This window comes from Pseudomonas sp. 5Vm1k (assembly GCF_056161485.1).
On record NZ_JBSPCZ010000020.1, the window covers coordinates 65,780 to 88,098 of the forward strand.

The 22,319-nt window shown below is 61.6% G+C and carries 3 protein-coding genes; 2 read left to right on the plus strand and 1 reads right to left on the minus strand.

The window, feature by feature from the left end:
• The first annotated feature begins 273 nt into the window (after window positions 1–273).
• Both ACWIKB_RS28390 and ACWIKB_RS28395 read left to right on the plus strand, forming a co-directional pair.
• On the plus strand, window positions 274–19,506 hold the full coding sequence (locus ACWIKB_RS28390; protein ID WP_475270817.1) for an immunoglobulin-like domain-containing protein: 19,233 nt from the start codon (window positions 274–276) through the stop codon (window positions 19,504–19,506).
• Window positions 19,507–19,654: 148 nt separating this feature from the next.
• On the plus strand, window positions 19,655–19,993 hold the full coding sequence (locus ACWIKB_RS28395) for a hypothetical protein (protein WP_054050336.1): 339 nt from the start codon (window positions 19,655–19,657) through the stop codon (window positions 19,991–19,993).
• A gap of 368 nt (window positions 19,994–20,361) precedes the next feature.
• On the opposite strand, the gene lapD is transcribed toward ACWIKB_RS28395, so the two are convergent.
• The gene (gene lapD / locus ACWIKB_RS28400) at window positions 20,362–22,308 is read right to left on the minus strand and encodes a cyclic di-GMP receptor LapD (RefSeq protein ID WP_475270818.1); all 1,947 of its coding nucleotides are present in this window, start codon (window positions 22,306–22,308) and stop codon (window positions 20,362–20,364) included.
• Window positions 22,309–22,319 lie beyond the last annotated feature (11 nt).

A 22,319-nucleotide genomic window follows, 5' to 3' on the forward strand; every position in this document is an offset into this window, starting at 1 on the left:
CGGAAAGTTCAAAACAGGAACTGGATCACACGCTGTAGGACAGGTCGCCGCTTAAATATCAATGTGACATTACTGGGGCGATTGTTTAGGATGGCACCCATAAGGTCAATAGTTTGGCATAAACTAAATAGCGAAAAAATATAGCCAAATTATTGACGAATCGTAGCGTCAAGCTTATGCGTTAATTTTTTAAAAGTACGTCCAGACTGCTTTGGCAAGTTCGCCATCAGGTCCATGGAAGTCAACTGAACGTGACACCCCGGAGAGTCTTCAATGAGCAGTGTTGTTGCCATCGTCAAAAGCATTGTTGGTCAGGTTTTCGCGGTGTCCCCAGAGGGCGTCCGCCGCGTACTCGTTGAAGGCGACCGGCTGTTTGTCGGCGATCAGGTAGACACCGGTGCCGCTGGCGCCGTCACGCTCGAATTGGCCGATGGCCGGACCCTGGACCTGGGGCGCGACACTCAATGGAGTGGCACCGACCCGGATTCCAGCACTGACCTGGCAGAAGCCACTGCACAAGCCGCGCCATCGGTTGAAGAATTGCAGCAAGCCATCGCTGCCGGCGCCGACCCGACCACCGATCTTGAAGCCACCGCAGCCGGCCCGACCGCTGCAGGTACTGGCGGCGCGGCCGGCGGCGGCCACAGCTTCGTGCTTCTGGACGCGACCGCTGGCCGGGTAGACCCGACCATTGGTTTCCCGACCGCGGGTATCGGCTCCGCAGGGGCCGCCACACAGAACACTATCGGCGGCCAGACCACCAACAACGCCAACATTGTGCAGGCGTCGACCCTGAGCCTGAGCGCCACGCCGACCATCACCGAAGCCGGTGGCGTACTGGTTTACACCGCGACCCTGACCCAGGCACCGACCAGCGACCTGACCATTACCCTGTCCAACGGCTCAGTGATCGTGATTCAGGCTGGTCAAACAACCGGCACCGTCAACGTACCATTGGCGCCGAACGACACCGTCTATAACGACCCGACCCAGATCGACGTTACCGTCACTGGCATCGCTGGCGGCGCCGGCATCGTGGTTACCACGCCGACCGTGCCGGCCACGACCCAGGTCACCGACACCATCGACACCACCACTGTCACTCTGACGGCTGGCGGCAGTGTCACTGAAGGCGGCCAGATCACTTACACCGCCACGCTGACCAACCCGGCGCAGACGCCCGTTACCGTCACGCTGTCCAATGGTTCGACAATCACCATTGACGCCGGCAAGACCACGGGCAGCGTGAACGTTCCGACGCCTGCCAACGACGTCTATAACAATGGCAGCACGGTCACCACGACCATTACTGGCGCAACGGGCGGCAACTTCGAACAGTTGACTCCGAACCCGACTCCGGCCGTGACAACCATCGTCGATTCTGTCGACACCACCACCGTCACTCTGACGGCGGGTTCCACCGTCACTGAAGGCGGCCAGATCACTTACACCGCGACCCTGACCAACCCGGCGCAGACGCCGGTGACCGTCACCCTGTCGAACGGTTCGACCATTACCATTGACGCCGGCAAGACCACGGGCAGCGTGAACGTTCCGACGCCTGCCAACGACGTCTATAACAATAGCAGCACCGTCAGCACCACGATCACCGGCACCACCGGCGGCAATTTCGAGAACCTGGCACCGAACCCGGCCCCGGCGGTCACGAACATTACCGACTCGGTCGACAACACCGGGCTGACCCTGACCGCGACTGGCAGCGTCACTGAAGGTGGCCAGATCACCTACACCGCAACCCTGACCAATCCGGCCCAGACGCCGGTAACCGTCACGCTGTCGAACGGCTCGACCATCACCATCGAAGCCGGTAAAACCACGGGGTCGGTGAACGTCGACACTCCGGCCAATGACGTTTATCAAAACGGCAGCACCGTTAGCACCACGATTACCGGCGCCACCGGCGGCAACTTTGAACAGTTGACCGCGAACCCGACTCCGGCCGTGACGACCATCACCGACTCGATCGACAATACCGGCCTGAGCCTCACCGCTACCGGCACGGTCGTCGAAGGCGGCCAGATCACCTACACCGCGACCCTGACCAACCCGGCGGGCACGCCGATGACCGTGACCTTGAGCAATGGCTCGGTCATTACCATCGAAGCGGGCAAAACCACGGGCAGCGTCACCGTCGATACCCCGCCGAACGACGTCTATAACAATGGCAGCACCGTCAGCACCACGATCACCGGCACCACTGGCGGTAATTTCGAGCAGCTGACCCCAAGCACCGAGCCGGCGCTGACCACCATCACCGACTCGAAAGACACCACCACGCTGAGCCTGTCGGCTACCGATTCGGTCGCCGAGGGCGGTTCGATTGTCTACACCGCCACCCTGACCAACCCGGCTGGCACGCCGGTAACCGTGACCCTGAGCAACGGCGCGGTAATCACCATCGCCGCCGGCGCCACCAGCGGTAATGTCACCGTCGCCGCTCCGGCCGATGACGTCTATAAAGACGCCGGCAAGGTTGAAGTCACCGTTAAAGATGCCACCGGTGGCAACTTCGAAAACCTGGCCACTGACCCGGCTCCAGCGGTGACCAACGTCACCGACACCATCGACACGTCGGTGGTGACTTTGACCGCGACGTCGACCGTTGCCGAAGGCGGCACGGTGGTTTACACCGCGTCCGTCGGCGCTCCAGTGACCGGTGCCCCGGTCATCGTGACCCTGGCCAACGGCCAGACCATCACCATCGACATCGGCAAAAGCTCCGGCACCGTCAACGCCGTGGCACCGAACGATGTGCTCAATGGCCACGCCCCGCTGAGCAACTCGATCACCGACGTGAGCGGTGGCAACTACGAGAACCTGGTCGCCAACAAGACCCCGGTTTCGACCGAAGTTACTGATACTGCCGACACCACTACCCTGAGCCTGAGCGCAACTGACTCCGTGGCTGAAGGCGGTTCAATTGTCTACACCGCTACCCTGACCAATCCGGCTGGCACGCCGGTAACCGTGACCCTGAGCAACGGCGCGGTGATTACCATCGCCGCCGGCGCCACCAGCGGTAACGTCACCGTCGCCGCCCCGGCCGATGACGTCTATAAAGACGCCGGCAAGGTCGAAGTCACCGTTAAAGATGCCACCGGTGGCAACTTCGAAAACCTGGCCACTGACCCGGCTCCAGCGGTGACCAACGTCACCGACACCATCGACACGTCGGTGGTGACCTTGACCGCGACGTCGACCGTTGCCGAAGGCGGCACGGTGGTTTACACCGCGTCCGTCGGCGCTCCAGTGACCGGCGCCCCGGTCATCGTGACCCTGGCCAACGGCCAGACCATCACCATCGACATCGGCAAAAGCTCCGGCACCGTCAACGCCGTGGCACCGAATGACGTGCTCAATGGCCACGCCCCGCTGAGCAACTCGATCACCGACGTGAGCGGTGGCAACTACGAGAACCTGGTCGCTAACAAGACCCCGGTTTCGACCACGGTCACTGATACCGCCGACACCACTACGCTGAGCCTGAGCGCTACTGACTCCGTGGCTGAAGGTGGTTCGATTGTCTACACCGCTACCCTGACCAACGCCGCTGGCACCCCAGTGACCGTGACCCTGAGCAATGGCGCGGTTATTACCATCGCCGCCGGCGCCACCAGTGGCAACGTCACCGTCGCCGCCCCAGCCGATGACGTCTACAAAGACGCCGGCAAGGTTGAAGTCACCGTTAAAGATGCCACCGGTGGCAACTTTGAAAACCTGGCCACTGATCCTGCTCCAGCGGTGACCAACGTCACCGACACCATCGACACCTCTACCGTGACCCTGACCGCCACCAGCAGCGTGGCCGAAGGCGGAACTGTCGTTTACACCGCATCCGTCGGCGCTCCAGTGACCGGCGCCCCGGTCATCGTGACCCTGGCCAACGGCCAGACCATCACCATCGACATCGGCAAAAGCTCCGGCACCGTCAACGCCGTGGCACCGAATGACGTGCTCAATGGCCACGCCCCGCTGAGCAACTCGATCACCGACGTGAGCGGTGGCAACTACGAGAACCTGGTCGCTAACAAGACCCCGGTTTCGACCACGGTCACTGATACCGCCGACACCACTACGCTGAGCCTGAGCGCTACTGACTCCGTGGCTGAAGGTGGTTCGATTGTCTACACCGCTACCCTGACCAACGCCGCTGGCACCCCAGTGACCGTGACCCTGAGCAATGGCGCGGTTATTACCATCGCCGCCGGCGCCACCAGTGGCAACGTCACCGTCGCCGCCCCAGCCGATGACGTCTACAAAGACGCCGGCAAGGTTGAAGTCACCGTTAAAGATGCCACCGGTGGCAACTTTGAAAACCTGGCCACTGATCCTGCTCCAGCGGTGACCAACGTCACCGACACCATCGACACCTCTACCGTGACCCTGACCGCCACCAGCAGGGTGGCCGAAGGCGGAACTGTCGTTTACACCGCATCCGTCGGCGCTCCAGTGACCGGCGCCCCGGTCATCGTGACCCTGGCCAACGGCCAGACCATCACCATCGACATCGGCAAAAGCAGCGGCGCCGTCAATGCCGTGGCCCCGAACGACGCGCTGACCGGTCACGCACCACTGACCAACTCGATCACCAACATCAGCGGCGGCAACTACGAAAACCTGGTTGCCGATAAAACACCGGTCAGCACCACTGTCACCGATACCCCGGACACCACGACCCTCAGCCTGAGCGCGACTGACTCCGTGGCTGAAGGCGGCTCGATCGTTTACACCGCCAGTTTGACCAACGCCGCCGGCACCCCGGTAACCGTGACCCTGAGCAACGGCGCGGTGATCACCATCGCCGCTGGCGCCACCAGCGGTTCCGTGACCGTCGCCGCACCGGCGGATGATGTCTATAAAGACGCCGGCAAAGTCGAAGTGACCGTCAAGGATGCAGCGGGCGGCAACTTCGAAAATCTGGTCACCAATCCAGCGCCAGCCGTCACAGATGTGACGGACACCATCGACACGTCGACCGTCAACCTGACGGCCACCAGCACAGTGGCTGAAGGCGGAACTGTCGTTTACACCGCTTCCGTTTCTGCACCGGTCACTGGCTCGCCAGTGGTCGTCACCCTGTCCAATGGCCAGACCATTACCATTCCAGTTGGCGCGAGCAGCGGTTCCGTCAACTTCGTGGCGCCGAACGACGCCTTGGCGGGCGGTGGTTCCCTGAGCGTCAAGATTGATGATGCGAAGGGCGGCAACTACGAGAAACTGGACGTTGACGGCAAACCAGCTGAAACCTCGGTTACAGACACGCCAGACACCACCACCCTTAGCCTGAGCGCAACTGACTCCGTGGCTGAAGGCGGCCAGATCACTTACACCGCGACCCTGACCAATGCGGCGGGCACTCCTGTGACTGTCACGCTGAGCAACGGCGCCGTGATCACCATCGACGCTGGCAAAACCACCGGCACCGTGACCGTCGCAGCGCCAGCCGATGACGTCTACAAAGACGCCGGCAAAGTTGAAGTCACCGTCAAAGATGCCGCTGGTGGCAACTTCGAAAACCTGGCCACGAACCCGGCGCCAGCAGTGACCACCGTCACCGACACCATCGACACCTCGACCGTGACTCTGACCGCCACCAGCAGCGTGGCTGAAGGCGGCACGGTGGTTTACACCGCATCGGTCGGCGCGCCTGTGACTGGCGCCCCAGTCATCGTGACCCTGGCAAACGGCCAGACCATCACCATCGACATCGGTAAAACCACTGGCACGGTCAACGCTGTTGCCCCGAACGATGCACTCAATGGCCACGCGCCGTTGACCACCTCGATCACCGACGTGAGCGGTGGCAACTACGAAAACCTGGTCGCTGACAAAACACCGGTCAGCACCACCGTCACCGACACCCCGGACACCACGACCCTCAGCCTGAGCGCGACTGACTCCGTAGCTGAAGGTGGTTCGATCGTTTACACCGCCAGCCTGACCAACGCCGCTGGCACGCCAGTGACCGTCACCCTGAGCAACGGTGCCGTCATCACTATCGCAGCTGGCGCCACCAGCGGCTCTGTCACCGTCGATGCACCGAAAGATGACGTCTACAAAGACGCTGGCAAAGTTGAAGTCACCGTCAAAGATGCCGCCGGTGGCAACTTCGAAAACCTGGCCACTGACCCGGCGCCAGCCGTGACCAACGTCACCGACACCATCGACACCAGCACTGTTTCGCTGACTGCTACATCTACCGTCGCTGAAGGCGGCACGGTGGTTTACACCGCGTCCGTCAGCGCTCCAGTGACCGACGCGCCTGTCGTCGTAACCCTGTCCAACGGTCAGACCATCACCATTCCGGTCGGCGCGAGCAGCGGTTCCGTCAACTTTGTAGCCCCGAACGACGCCTTGGCGGGCGGTGCTTCCCTGAGCGTCAAAATTGATGATGCGAAGGGCGGCAACTACGAGAAGCTGGACGTTGACGGCAAACCAGCGGAGACCTCGGTAACCGACACGCCAGACACCACCACCCTCAGCCTGAGCGCAACTGACTCGGTCGCTGAAGGCGGTTCGATTGTTTACACCGCGACCCTGACCAATGCGGCCGGCACACCAGTTACCGTGACCCTGAGCAATGGCGCGGTGATCACCATCGATGCCGGTAAAACCACTGGCACCGTGACCGTTCCAGCGCCAGCCGATGACGTCTACAAAGACGCCGGCAAAGTCGAAGCAACGATTTCTACCGCTACCGGTGGCAACTTCGAGAACCTGGTGCCGAGTACCGCTCCAGCGGTGACCAATGTCGCCGACACCATCGACACCTCGACCGTCACCCTGACCGCCACCAACAGCGTCGCTGAAGGTGGCACTGTGGTTTACACCGCGACTGTCGGCCAGCCAGTAACCGGCAGCCCAGTCACCGTGTCGTTGGCCAACGGCCAGACCATCACTATCGACATCGGCAAAACCACTGGCACCGTCAATGCAGTCGCGCCGAACGACGCGCTGACCGGTCACGCGCCACTGACCAACTCGATCACCAACGTCAGCGGCGGCAACTACGAAAACCTGGTCGCTGACAAAGCACCCGTCAGCACCACCGTTACCGATACAACCGACACCACCAACCTGTCGCTGACCGCGACCGGCGCAGTGGACGAAGGCGGCCAGATCACCTACACCGCAACCTTGACCAATGCTGCCGGCACACCTGTGACCGTGACGCTGAGCAACGGCGCCGTGATCACCATCGACGCCGGTAAAACTACCGGCACCGTAACCGTCGATGCACCGAAGGACGACGTCTACAAAGACGCCGGCACCGTTGAAGCGACCATCAAGGGCGCGACCGGTGGCAACTTCGAGAACCTGGTCAGCAGCGACACCCCGGCGGTCACCACCGTCAATGACACCATCGATACCAGCACCGTATCGCTGACCGCCACCGCGAACGTCGCCGAAGGCGAAACCGTGGTCTACACCGCGTCCGTCACCGCTCCGGTGACCGGCGCACCGGTTGTGGTGACCCTGTCCAACGGCCAGACCATCACCATCCCGGTGGGCGAAACCAGCGGCAGCGTGAACTTCATCGCGCCGAACAGTCCGCTGGCGGGCGGCACGTCCCTGAGCGTCAAGATCGACGGCGCCACCGGTGGCAACTACGAAAAACTGGAAGTGGACGGCAAGCCTGCGGACACGGCTGTCAGCGACACGCCTGACACCACGACCCTGAGCCTGAGCGCAACCGATACCGTGGCCGAGGGCGGCTCGATCGTCTACACCGCCACCCTGACCAACGCTGCCGGCACTCCGGTAACCGTGACCCTGAGCAATGGCGCCGTCATCACCATCGCCGCCGGCGCCACCAGCGGCACCGTGACCGTCGCCGCCCCGGCCGATGACGTCTACAAAGACGCCGGCAAGGTTGAAGCGACCATCAAGGACGCCAGCGGCGGCAACTTTGAAAACCTGGCGACCAATTCGACGGCGGCCGTGACCAACGTCACCGACACCATCGACACCTCGACGGTCAACCTGACCGCGACGTCGACCGTTGCCGAAGGCGGCACCGTGGTCTACACCGCGTCCGTCACCGCACCGGTGACCGGCGCGCCAGTCGTCGTCACCCTGTCGAATGGCCAGACCATCACCATCCCGGTCGGCGCGAGCAGCGGCAGCGTGAATTTCGTTGCTCCGAACGATGCGTTGGCGGGCGGCGGTTCCCTGAGCGTCAAGATTGATGATGCGAAGGGCGGCAACTACGAGAAACTGGACGTTGACGGCAAACCAGCAGAGACCTCGGTTACCGACACACCAGACACCACGAACCTGAGCCTGAGCGCGACTGACTCGGTAGCTGAAGGTGGTTCGATTGTTTACACCGCGACATTGACCAATGCGGCCGGCACTCCGGTGACCGTGACCCTGAGCAATGGCGCCGTGATCACTATCGACGCGGGCAAAATCACTGGCACCGTGACCGTTCCAGCTCCGGCTGATGACGTCTATAAAGACGCCGGCAAAGTCGAAGCGACGATCTCTACCGCTACCGGTGGCAACTTCGAGAACCTGGTACCGAGCACGGTTCCGGCAGTGACCAATGTCGCTGACACCATCGACACCTCGACCGTCAAACTGACTGCCACCGAGAGCACTGCTGAAGGCGGGACCGTCGTTTACACCGCGACTGTCGGCCAACCAGTAACCGGTTCGCCGGTCACCGTGACCTTGGCTAACGGCCAGACCATCACCATCGACATCGGCAAAACCAGCGGCACCGTTAACGCTGTCGCGCCGAACGATGCACTGACTGGTCATGCGCCACTGACCAACTCGATCACCAATGTCAGCGGCGGTAACTACGAAAATCTGGTTGCCGACAAAACCCCGGTCAGCACCACCGTCACTGACACTCCGGACACCACCAACCTGTCCTTGAGCGCTACCGATTCGGTCGCTGAGGGCGGTTCGATTATCTACACCGCGACACTGACCAACGCTGCTGGCTCGCCGGTCACCGTGACTCTGTCGAACGGCGCCGTGATCACCATCGATGCTGGTAAAACCACTGGCACCGTGACCGTTCCAGCTCCGGCTGATGACGTTTACAAAGACGCCGGCAAAGTCGAAGCAACCATTTCCACCGCTACTGGCGGCAATTTCGAGAACTTGGTACCGAGCACTGCTCCTGCGGTGACCAACGTCTCCGACACCATCGACACCTCAACCGTCAAACTGACTGCCACCGAGAGCGCTGCTGAAGGCGGGACCGTCGTTTACACCGCGACAGTCGGCCAGCCAGTCACTGGCTCGCCGGTCACCGTGACCTTGGCTAACGGCCAGACCATCACCATCGACATCGGCAAAACCAGCGGCACCGTCAACGCTGTCGCGCCGAACGATGCACTGACTGGTCATGCGCCACTGACCAACTCGATCACCGAAGTGAGCGGCGGTAACTACGAGAAACTGGTTGCCGACACGACACCTGTTTCGACCACTGTCACTGACACTGCTGACACCACCAACCTGACCTTGAGCGCTACCGATTCGGTCGCTGAGGGCGGTTCGATTATCTACACCGCGACACTGACCAACGCTGCTGGCTCGCCGGTCACCGTGACTCTGTCGAACGGCGCCGTGATCACCATCGATGCTGGTAAAACCACTGGCACCGTGACCGTTCCAGCTCCGGCTGATGACGTTTACAAAGACGCCGGCAAAGTCGAAGCAACCATTTCCACCGCTACTGGCGGCAATTTCGAGAACTTGGTACCGAGCACGGTTCCAGCGGTGACCAACGTCGCTGACACCATTGATACCTCGACCGTCAAACTGACTGCAACCGAGAGCGTTGCTGAAGGCGGAACCGTGGTTTACACCGCGACTGTCGGCCAGCCAGTCACTGGCAGCCCGGTCACTGTGACCCTGGCCAACGGCCAGACGATCACCATCGACATCGGCAAAACCAGCGGCACTGTCAACGCTGTTGCGCCGAACGATGCATTGACTGGTCATGCGCCACTGACCAACTCGATCACCGAAGTGAGCGGTGGTAACTACGAGAACCTGGTGGCTGATAAGACGCCGGTTTCGACCACGGTCACTGACACTGCGGACACCACCAACCTGTCCTTGAGCGCTACCGATTCGGTTGCTGAGGGCGGTTCGATTATCTACACCGCGACACTGACCAACGCTGCTGGCTCGCCGGTCACCGTGACTCTGTCGAATGGCGCCGTGATCACCATCGATGCCGGTAAAACCACTGGCACCGTGACTGTTCCAGCGCCAGCCGATGACGTTTACAAAGACGCCGGCAAAGTCGAAGCAACCATTTCCACCGCTACTGGCGGCAATTTCGAGAACTTGGTACCGAGCACGGTTCCGGCAGTGACCAATGTCGCTGACACCATCGACACCTCGACCGTCAAACTGACTGCCACCGAGAGCGCTGCTGAAGGCGGGACCGTGGTTTACACCGCAACTGTCGGCCAGCCAGTCACTGGCAGCCCGGTCACCGTGACCTTGGCCAACGGCCAATCGATCACCATCGACATCGGCAAAACCGCCGGCACCGTCAATGCTGTCGCACCTAATGACGCACTCAATGGCCATGCGCCGCTGACCAACTCGATCACTAACGTCAGCGGCGGCAACTACGAAAACCTCGTAGCCGACAAGACGCCGGTCAGCACCACCGTGACCGATACCCCGGACACCACGACCCTCAGCTTGAGCGCGACTGACTCCGTGGCTGAAGGCGGTTCGATTGTCTACACCGCGACCCTGACCAATGCGGCCGGCACTCCGGTGACCGTGACCTTAAGCAACGGCGCCGTCATCCTCATCGCCGCCGGCGCCACCAGCGGCAATGTGACCGTCGCGGCTCCGGCCGATGACGTCTACAAAGACGCCGGCAAGGTTGAAGCAACGATCAAGGACGCCACCGGCGGCAACTTCGAAAACCTGGTCAAAGACCCGTCGGCTGCCGTGACCAGCGTCACCGACACCATCGACACCAGCACCGTATCGCTGACCGCCACGTCGACCGTCGCTGAAGGCGGCACCGTCGTCTACACCGCGTCCGTGAGCGCGCCAGTGACCGGCGCCCCGGTTGTCGTGACGCTGTCCAACGGCCAAACCATTACCATCGACATCGGCAAAAGCAGCGGCACGGTCAATTTCGTCGCGCCAAACGATGCCCTGGCTGGCGGCGGCTCGCTGAGCACCACCATCAAGGACGCGACCGGCGGCAATTACGAAAAACTGGACGTCAACGGTGACCCGGCTAAAACCACCGTCACTGACACGGTGGATAACACCACCCTGTCGCTGACGGCGACCGACACCGTAGCTGAAGGTGGCCAGATCACCTACACCGCGACCCTGACCAATGCGGCCGGCACACCTGTGACCGTGACGTTGAGCAACGGCGCCGTGATCACCATCGACGCGGGCAAAACCACCGGCACCGTGACCGTCGCGGCCCCGGCTGATGACGTTTATAAAGATGCGGGCAAGGTTGAAGTTACCGTCAAAGATGCAACCGGCGGCAACTTCGAAAGCCTGGTGCCGAGTACTGTCCCGGCAGTAACCAACGTCACCGACACCATCGACACCTCGACCGTCAAACTGACGGCGACCGGCACTGCCGCTGAAGGTGGCACCGTCACCTACACCGCGACTGTTGGGCAGCCAGTAACTGGCTCGCCAGTGACCGTGACCTTGGCCAATGGCCAAAACATCACCATCGACATCGGTAAAACCACCGGTACCGTCACCACCATCGCGCCGAACGATGTACTCAATGGCCATGCGCCGTTGACCAACTCGATCACCAACGTGAGCGGCGGCAACTACGAAAACCTGGTCGCTGACAAAACCCCGGTCAGCACCACCGTGACCGATACTGTCGACACCACGAATCTCAGCCTTTCCGCTACCGGTTCTGTCGCTGAAGGCGGTTCGATCGTCTACACCGCGACACTGACTAACGCTGCTGGCACTCCGGTAACCGTGACGCTGAGCAACGGCGCCGTGATCACAATCGACGCCGGCAAAACCTCCGGCACCGTGACGGTTGATGCGCCGAAAGACGACGTCTACCTCGACGCCGGCAAGGTCAGCGCCACCATCAGCACCGCAACCGGCGGCAACTTCGAAAGCCTGGTGCCGAGTACTGTCCCGGCAGTGACCAACGTCACCGACACCATCGACACCTCGACCGTCAAACTGACCGCCACCGGCACTGCCGCTGAAGGTGGCACCGTCACCTACACCGCCACCGTCGGCCAGCCAGTGACTGGCTCTCCAGTGACCGTGACCTTGGCCAACGGCCAAAACATCACCATCGAAATCGGTAAAACCACCGGTACCGTCACCACCATCGCGCCGAACGATGTACTCAATGGCCATGCGCCGTTGACCAACTCGATCACCAACGTGAGCGGTGGCAACTACGAGAACCTGGTCGCTGACAAAACCCCGGTCAGCACCACCGTGACCGACACCGTCGACACCACCAACCTGTCGCTGAGCGCAACCAACTCGGTGGCCGAAGGTGGCCAGATCACTTACACCGCGACCCTGACCAACGCTGCTGGCACCCCGGTGACCGTGACGCTGAGCAACGGCTCGGTGATCACCATCGACGCGGGCAAGACCACTGGCACCGTGACCGTTCCCGCTCCGGCTGATGACGTCTACAAAGACGCCGGCACTGTTCAGGCAACGATCACCAAAGCCACCGGCGGCAACTTCGAGAATCTGGCTACCAGCAGCACGCCTGCTGTAACCAACGTTACCGATACCATCGATACCTCGACGGTGAAACTGACAGCCACCGGTACTGCGGCTGAAGGTGGCACCGTCACCTACACCGCCACCGTCGGCCAGCCAGTGACTGGCTCTCCAGTGACCGTGACTTTGGCCAACGGCCAAAACATCACCATCGAAATCGGTAAAACCACCGGTACCGTAACGACGATCGCGCCGAACGATGTGCTCACCGGTCACGCACCGTTGACCAACTCGATCACCAACGTGAGCGGCGGCAATTACGAGAACCTGGTCGCCGATAAAACACCGGTTTCGACTACCGTCACCGACACTGTCGACACCACAAACCTGTCGCTGAGCGCTACGGGCTCCGTCGCTGAAGGTGGTTCGATCGTTTACACCGCGACACTGACCAACGCTGCCGGCACTCCAGTGACCGTCACGCTGAGCAACGGCGCCGTGATCACTATCGACGCAGGCAAAACCACCGGTACCGTGACGGTTGATGCGCCGAAAGACGACGTCTACCTCGACGCCGGCAAAGTCAGCGCCACGATCAGCACCGCTACCGGCGGCAGTTTCGAGAAGCTGGTGTCTAGCGATAGCCCGGCAGTCACCAACGTTACTGACACCATCGACACCTCGACCGTCAAACTGACCGCCACCGGTACTGCGGCTGAAGGTGGCACTGTCACCTACACCGCCACTGTCGGCCAACCAGTGACTGGCTCGCCGGTCACCGTGTCCTTGGCCAACGGTCAGACGATCACCATCGACATCGGTAAAACCACCGGCACCGTGACCGCCATCGCGCCGAACGACGTGCTGACCGGTCACGCTCCGCTGACTAACTCGATCACCAACGTCACTGGCGGCAACTACGAAAACCTGGTTGCCGACAAGACGCCGGTTTCGACGACTGTCACCGATACCGTCGACACCACCAACCTGTCCTTGAGCGCTACCAACTCGGTGGCCGAAGGCGGTCAGATCACTTACACCGCGACCTTGACCAATGCCGCTGGCTCGCCAGTGACCGTCACCCTGAGCAATGGCTCGGTGATCACCATCGACGCGGGCAAAAACACTGGTACTGTCACCGTTCCGGCCCCGGCTGATGACGTGTACAAAGACGCCGGCACCGTTCAGGCGACGATCAAAACTGCGACTGGCGGTAGCTTCGAAAGCCTGGTGCCAAGCACGGCACCAGCGGTCACCAACGTTACTGACACCATCGACACTTCGACCGTCAAACTGACGGCGACCGGCACTGCCGCTGAAGGTGGCACCGTCACTTACACCGCGACTGTTGGGCAGCCAGTGACCGGTTCTCCAGTGACCGTATCCTTGGCTAACGGCCAGACGATCACTATCGACATCGGTAAAACCACCGGCACCGTGACGACTGTTGCGCCGAACGACGTGTTGACCGGTCACGCACCGCTGACCAACTCGATCACCAACGTCACTGGCGGTAACTACGAGAACTTGGTTGCCGACAAGACGCCGGTTTCGACGACTGTCACCGATACTGTCGACACCACTAACCTGTCGCTGAGTGCAACCAACTCCGTGGCCGAAGGTGGCCAGATCACCTACACCGCGACCCTGACCAACGCCGCTGGCACGCCAGTGACCGTAACCCTGAGCAACGGCTCGGTGATCACCATCGACACCGGCAAAACCACCGGCACCGTGACCGTTCCAGCTCCGGCTGATGACGTTTACAAAGATGCGGGTACCGTTCAGGCAACGATCACCACTGCAACCGGTGGCAACTTCGAGAGCCTGGTGCCGAGCACTGTTCCGGCCGTGACCAACGTGACCGACACAATCGACACCTCGACCGTCAAACTGACGGCGACCGGCACCGCAGCGGAAGGTGGCACCGTCACCTACACCGCGACTGTCGGCCAACCAGTGACTGGCAGCCCGGTCACCGTGACCTTGGCCAACGGCCAGAACATCACGATCGACATCGGCAAAACCACCGGCACCGTGACCACTATCGCGCCAAACGATGCGCTGACTGGCCACGCCCCGCTGACCAACTCGATCACCAACGTGAGTGGTGGTAACTACGAAAACCTGGTCGCCGATAAAACGCCGGTCAGCACCACCGTCACTGATACCGTCGACACCACCAACCTGTCGTTGAGCGCAACCGGCTCGGTCGCCGAGGGTGGCCAGATCACCTACACCGCGACCCTGACCAACGCCGCTGGCACGCCAGTGACCGTGACCCTGAGCAACGGCTCAGTGATCACCATCGATGCGGGTAAAACTACTGGCACCGTCACCGTCGCGGCGCCAGCCGATGACGTGTACAAGGATGCCGGCACCGTTCAAGCGACAATCACCAAAGCCACCGGTGGCAGCTTCGAAAACCTGGCCACCAGCAGCACGCCTGCCGTGACCAACGTGACCGACACCATCGACACGTCGACCGTCAAACTGACTGCAACCGGCAGCGCCGCTGAAGGTGGCACCGTCACTTACACCGCGACGGTCGGTCAACCAGTGACGGGCTCTGCGGTCACCGTGACCTTGGCCAACGGCCAAAACATCACGATCGACATTGGCAAAACCACCGGCACCGTCACCACCATCGCGCCAAACGACGCGTTGACCGGTCATGCACCGCTGACTAACTCGATCACCAACGTGAGCGGCGGTAACTACGAGAACCTCGTAGCCGACAAGACGCCGGTGAGCACCACCGTCACTGATACCGTCGACACCACCAACCTGTCGTTGAGCGCAACCGGCTCGGTCGCCGAGGGTGGCCAGATCACCTACACCGCAACCTTGACCAACGCCGCTGGCACGCCAGTGACCGTGACGCTCAGCAACGGCTCGGTGATCACCATCGACGCCGGCAAAACCACCGGCACCGTCACCGTTCCAGCTCCGGCTGATGACGTATACAAAGACGCCGGCACCGTCCAGGCGACGATCACCAACGCCACCGGCGGCGGCTTCGAGAATCTGGCGACCAACAACACGCCAGCCGTGACCAACGTCACTGACACCATCGACAAGACCGAAGTCAGCATCACCGGCAGCACCTCAGTGACCGAAGGCCAGACCGCCAGCTACACCGTCAGCCTGACGCACCCGGCGCAAACCGACGTGACGCTGAAAATCGTCTACAGCGGCACCGCCGCCGACGGGTCGGACTTCACCGGTGTGTACACCGTGAAAATCCCGGCCGGCGCCAGCAGCGCCAACTTCAACGTCGCGACCATTGACGACAAGATCACCGAAGGCACCGAAAACTTCGTGGTCAAGATCGACTCGGCCACTGGCGGCAACTTCGAGAACCTCGCGGTCAGCGCCACCAATGGCAGCGTCAGCACCTCGATCATCGACAACGATGCGCCGCCGGTCATCGACCTGGATGCCAACAATTCCAGCGGCGCCACCGGTGCCAATTACAACGTGACCTTCACCGAAAATACCCCGGGTGCGGGCGTGTCGATTGCCGACACCGACCTGAAAATCACCGACCCGGACAGCACCATGCTGACCGGCGCCACCGTGGTACTGACCAACCGTCAGGATGGCGATGCGCTGAACCTGGGCAACAGCGTCAACGGCATCACCATTAATGCCAACAGTACCAATGGCACCGTCACGCTGACCTTGTCGGGTAACGCGACGCTGGCCGACTACATGCAGGCGATCAAGAACATCAGCTTCACCAACAGCAGTGAAGACCCAAGCACCGTGCCGCGGATCATCACCGTGACCGTGACCGATGGCGGCAACTACTCCAACGTCGCGACCACCACCGTCAACGTGGTGGCCGTGAACGATGCGCCGACCGCTGCGCCGGTTAACGTCACCGGCACCGAAGACACCCCGCTGATCCTCGGCTGGTCGACCTTCGGCGTCAGCGATGTCGACAGTCCGGCAGCGAGCCTGGGCGTGAAAATCACCGGCCTGCCGGGCGAAGGCAAGTTGCAGTACCTGAACGGCTCGACCTGGACCGACGTCACCAACAACCAGACCTTCACCAAGGCTGACATCGACGCCGGCAAGCTGCGCTTCACCCCGGACGCCAACGAATCCGGCACCAATGGCTACGGCGGCACCGGGCTGGGCAACAATCAGGCGGACTACGCGCAGATCAAGTTCCAGCCAACCGACGGCCAACTGCTGGGCAACACCGGCACAGTGAAAATCGACATCACGCCAGTGGCCGATGCACCGTCCTTGACGGTTGCAGATAACAGCGTCAAATCCACCGGGTTGATCAAGGAAGTCTGGACCGGTCTGTCGGGCCTGGGCACCGATGGCAGTGGCGCACCGACCAGTACGCTCAAATCGGTTATCGACGCGGCGGGGACACCGAACTCCAGCAGCACCGTGACCAACGTACAGTCCGACGGCGGTGTCGCGGCTGGCACCGCCTCGAAAACCTCCGGCCTGATTTACCTCGAAGCCGGCAAGACCTACACCTTCAGCGGTTCGGGCGATGACAGCTTGCTGGTGACCATCGGCGGCAAGAACGTCGCGTCCGCCCTGTGGGGTTCGGGCGGCGGCCTGAGTGGTTCGTTCACCCCGACCACCAGTGGCTACTACACCCTGGACATCTACCACCACAACCAAAGTGGCCCGGGCAGCTATGACGTCAACCTGTCGGTCAATGGCGGCGCCGCCATCGACCTGAGCAGCGCCGGCGTGCCGCTCTATACCGGCGTGGCCGATCTGGCCGCATCCGGCGTGATCGTCTCCGACCTGCACGGTACCGGCGGTGAGGGTTACTACGACGGCTACAAACTCAATACCGGCTTCGAAGGCACCAGCGTTCACCTGTCCGCGATCAACACGGCACTGACCGACACCGACGGCTCCGAAAGCCTGAGCGTGAAAATCAGTGGGATCCCCGCAGGCTCGGTCCTGACTGACGGCGCGGGTCACACCTTCACCGCCACCGCGACGTCCGGCGAAGCCAACGTCACCGGCTGGAACCTTGGCACCCTGACCGTCACCCCGCCGACCTACTACAACGGCCAGTTCAACCTGACCGTGACCTCGACCTCCACCGAGGCACTGGGCGGTTCGGCGATCACCACGGCGCAGATCCCGGTCACCGTTTACCCGGCGACTTACAACGCGATCACCGCCACCTCGGCCAGTGACACCGTCACCGGTACCGACGGCAACGACATCATCGTCGCCGACATCGGCGGCCTGACCGTGGTGCCGGGCACCAACTACAACATCGCCTTCATGGTCGACAGTTCGGGCAGCATGAGTGCGTCATCGATCAGCGCCGCGAAAGACTCGCTGACGTCGGTGTTCAACACCCTCAAGCAAAGCATGGGTGGCAACTCGGGCACCGTGAACATCTTCCTGGTGGACTTCGATACCCAGGTCAACAAGTCGGTGTCGGTCAACCTGAACGATCCGAACGCGCTGACCTTGCTCAAATCGGTCCTGGACTCGATGTCGTCCGGCGGTGGCACCAACTATGAGGACGTGTTCAAGACCACGGCCAACTGGTTCCAGAGCGCTGATGCGGTGGCTAACACCGGGGCGAAGAACCTGACCTACTTCATCACCGACGGCCAGCCGACCTACTACCAGAATGGCGAGCAGACCAACCCGACGCTGTTCGGCAACGTGAAACTCGATGACGTGGTGAAAACCAGCAACTACAAACCGGGCGATACGTTCTCCACGACCATCGACAGCACGCACATTCTGAACATCAACAGTGCGGGCGTCGCGACGCTGCAAACCTACAATTCGTGGTGGGGCTGGAGTTCCAGCAACCTGGGCACCGTTCACGCACAGGGCGATGGCACCTACGAGTTGTCGAGCCTGGCGGGCAGCGGCAACAGCACCAGTTCGACCACCACCGACAACGCCAACAGCAGTTTCGCGCTGCTGGGTAACCTGTCGAATGTCGAGGCCATCGGTCTCAACAGCGGTGTGAGCCTCAACGACCTGAAGCCATACGACACGGACAAAACGCCGCAAACCAACATCGATCCGAAAGACCTGGCCAACTCGATCATCGGTCACACCGAAGCGACGCTGCCAGGTTCCGACACGGTCAGCGGCGGCGACGGCAACGACATCCTGTTCGGCGACCTGGTGAGCTTCAACGGCATCGCCGGCGAGGGTTACCAGGCCATGCAGGCGTTCGTCGCCCAGCAAACCGGCGTGGACGTCAGCAAAGTCACCACCAGCAACGTGCATCAGTTCATCACTGAGCACTACACCGCGTTCGACGTGTCCGGTGCCCACGATGGCAACGACACGCTGCTGGGCGGTGCAGGCAATGACATCCTCTTCGGCTCGGGCGGTAACGACACACTCGATGGCGGCAAGGGCAATGACATCCTGCTCGGTGGTACTGGCAACGACACGCTGATCGGCGGTTCGGGCAACGACATCCTGATTGGCGGCTCGGGCGCTGACACCTTTGTGTGGAAGGCGGGCGACACCGGCAGCGACGTGATCAAGGACTTCAAGGCCAGCGAAGGTGACCGTATCGACCTGCGCGATCTGCTGCAGGGCGAAACCGGCAGCACCATCGACAACTTCCTGAAGATCACCACCGTCGATGGCGTGTCGTCGTTGCAAGTCAGCTCTGCCGGCAAGTTCAACTCGGCAGATACCGCTGCGGCCACGCCGGATGTGACGATCAAGCTGGAAGGCAACAACTGGTCCACCGCCAACATTCACTCGTTGATTGCCGGCAGCGACCCGACCATCAAAGTCGATCACAACAACAGCTGATCCAACGCAAAACGGCCGCCCTTATGGGGCGGCCGTCACGTTTGCGCCTATCTCACCGGTGACGATTTCGTCGCCGCACCGCATACTCGCCTGCAGTTGGCCTATGCTGCTGACAGCATGACGCTGGTCCATTTCTGAGGGATGCTCAATGTTTTACGTGCAACGCGATGCGCAAGGCCAATTGGTGCGCGTGGAAGCCGCGGCCTACGCCGAGGCCACGGAAACACTGCCGGCCGACAACCATGAAATCCAGGCCTGGTACGCCAACGAAGTGATGGAAACCAGCCTCAAGCAGCTCAAGCAGAGCGACCTGGAAATGATCCGGGTACTCGACGACTTGATCCAGGTACTGACCAGCAAAGGAGTGATTCGTGTCACCGACCTGCCGGCTGCTGCTCAGGCCAAACTGATGGACCGGACCCAGGCCCGGGAAGCGTTGGGTGGGTTGAGTCATTTGATCGATGATGATGAGACGGGGTTGATTTAGTCCGCGGCGAGTGGCTTGCTCCCTCTGCGCAATGTTTCTTTGCTTGAACCTAAATCTCCCTTGGCCTGAAGAGCCACCCCTCACCCCAACCCTCTCCCCAGAGGGGAGAGGGGGAAAGGGGGCAGATCTCCATGGCTTTCAAATCCTGAGTTCAACGCGATATTTCAGGTCTATGTAGCTCGAAGAACAACACGGTCAGTCCCCTCAACCCTCTGGGGAGAGGGGAAAGGGAAAGGGAGCAGATCTTCATGCTTTTCAGGACCTGAGTTCGGCTCGATATTTCAGGTCGATGTAACTCTAAGAACAACTCGGTCAGTCCCCTCGCCCCTCTGGGGAGAGGGTTAGGGTGAGGGGTGGATCTCAATGACTCACTGCCAAGGCTTGGGCTCACCAAACAACTGCCCCTGAACCCCATACAGCCCCATCTCGCGAATCACCGACAGCTCCCCTTCGGTCTCGACCCGCTCGGCAATCAGCGGCAGGTCAATGCTGTGCGCCGCTCGCTGGATGGCCTCGATGAACAGGCGCTTGTCGCTCTCCTGATCGATCGCCCGGATGTAGCTGCCATCGATCTTCAGATACGCCAACCCAAGCCGCGCCAGATTGCCGATCATGCTGAACCGCCCGCCAAAGCGTTGCAGGCTCAGGGAGAATCCAAGCTCGCGCAGACGCCGCGTCAACTGCTCCAGCACCGCTTGCTCAGGCAACTGCTCTTCACCGATTTCCAGGGTCAGGCGCTCGCCCAGATTCGAATGCTGACGCAAGATCTCGAAGACTCGATTCAGCGCCTGCGGGTCCGCCAACGTCGCCGAAGACAGGTTCAACGCCAGGGATTCTTCATGCCCGGCCATTTGCCCAAGCACTAGTTCCAACATCAGCCGGTCCAGCCGCGCCGTCCAGCCGAAGCGCTCCAGCCACGGCAGGAAACGTCCGGCGGGAATGGTCTGGCCCTGATCGTCGATCAAGCGCGACAGCACCTTGTAATGCAGCACCAGCGCGGTGTCCTGACTCGCCACCACCGGTTGGAAGTACAACTCGAACCGCTGCTGATTCAACGCCTGATCCAACAGTGTGTGCCACGCATGATGGTCATCGCCCACGCTGGCCGAGGCGCTGTGATCCAGGCACGCCCAGCTCGATTCGCCCTGACCTTCGGCCTGCGCCAACGCCTGATCTGCCAGGCCGAGCACCGCTTGCGGCGAGTCGCCGTGAACAAACGGCGCCAGCCCGATGGACGCCACCGAGGCCACGTCGGTCGCACCGGTCGCATGCAAACTCGCCAGCGCACTGTCGAGGTTCTGCGCCAGTTGCAGTGCTTCTTCGCGCACCAACCCCGGCGCCAGCACGGCGAATTCACCGCCGCGAATCCGCGTGACGAGATTCTGGGTTTCCGGGTATTTGGCGCACTCGCGGGACAACTGCTCGCCCACCGCTTTCAATAAATCATCGGTACGTTGCCCGCCCAGGCGCTGGTTCAAGCCCGCCAGGTCCTTGACTCGCAACAGCAGCAGGTAACCGGAACTGGCCTGCTCCGGGTTGCTCACCCGGGCATTCAATTGCATTTCGAAATAACGCCGGTTAGCCAGGCCCGTGAGGTTGTCCTGATAGGACTCGACCCGCAGTTTTTCACTGCGCTCGGCCTGTTCCTGGAACAACGCCTTGAGCTTCTCGACCATCTGATTCATGGCCTGCACCACCCGGCGAAGTTCCGGGGTGCGCGGCAGTTCCGGCAGGCTGAGGAATTCCCGGCGCGCGATGGCGTGGGATTGCTTGACCATGTAGTCCAGCGGCTTCAATTGCCGACGCAGCAATAGCGCGCCCAGCACCGCACTCACCGCGCCGCAAATCAGCAACCAGCCCAGGCTCCCGAGCGCGCTCTGCCACAGCTTGGCCAGGGCGAACATCGGATGGCTGACCACCTCGACCCGCGCCGCCTGCTCCCAGCCACGGCTGACCAGTGCATCGCCGCCGGCCGCCTCCAGCCCGATCATTTTGACGAACCAATCGGGTACGTTGTTCACCGCCGGAATGCCGCTGCGCTCGACGATGGTCTGATCGGTCTTGAGGTCGACCACGCGGATGCTCGCGTAGTAGCCGCTGTCGAAGATCGAGCTGACCAGCAACTCAACCATCGCGGGGTCGTCGATGTTTGGCGTCAGGGACAGCGCCAGCGCCGTGGCGGCGTCCTGAGCGTGGGAGCGCAACTGGTTGACGTACTGGGTGCGCGAGCTCTCCAGGCTGACCATGAAGCTGCCGGTGAAGGCGACGACAAGGAACAGACAGATAGCGATCAACAGCTGTTTGAACAAGGACATCTGAGCGCGTG

Excerpts from the sequence above, each read along its gene's own strand:
- ACWIKB_RS28390 (WP_475270817.1), top strand. The coding sequence starts at position 274 with ATGAGCAGTGTTGTTGCCATCGTCAAAAGCATTGTTGGTCAGGTTTTC.
- ACWIKB_RS28395 (WP_054050336.1), top strand. The coding sequence starts at position 19,655 with ATGTTTTACGTGCAACGCGATGCGCAAGGCCAATTGGTGCGCGTGGAA.
- lapD (WP_475270818.1), bottom strand. The coding sequence starts at position 22,308 with ATGTCCTTGTTCAAACAGCTGTTGATCGCTATCTGTCTGTTCCTTGTC.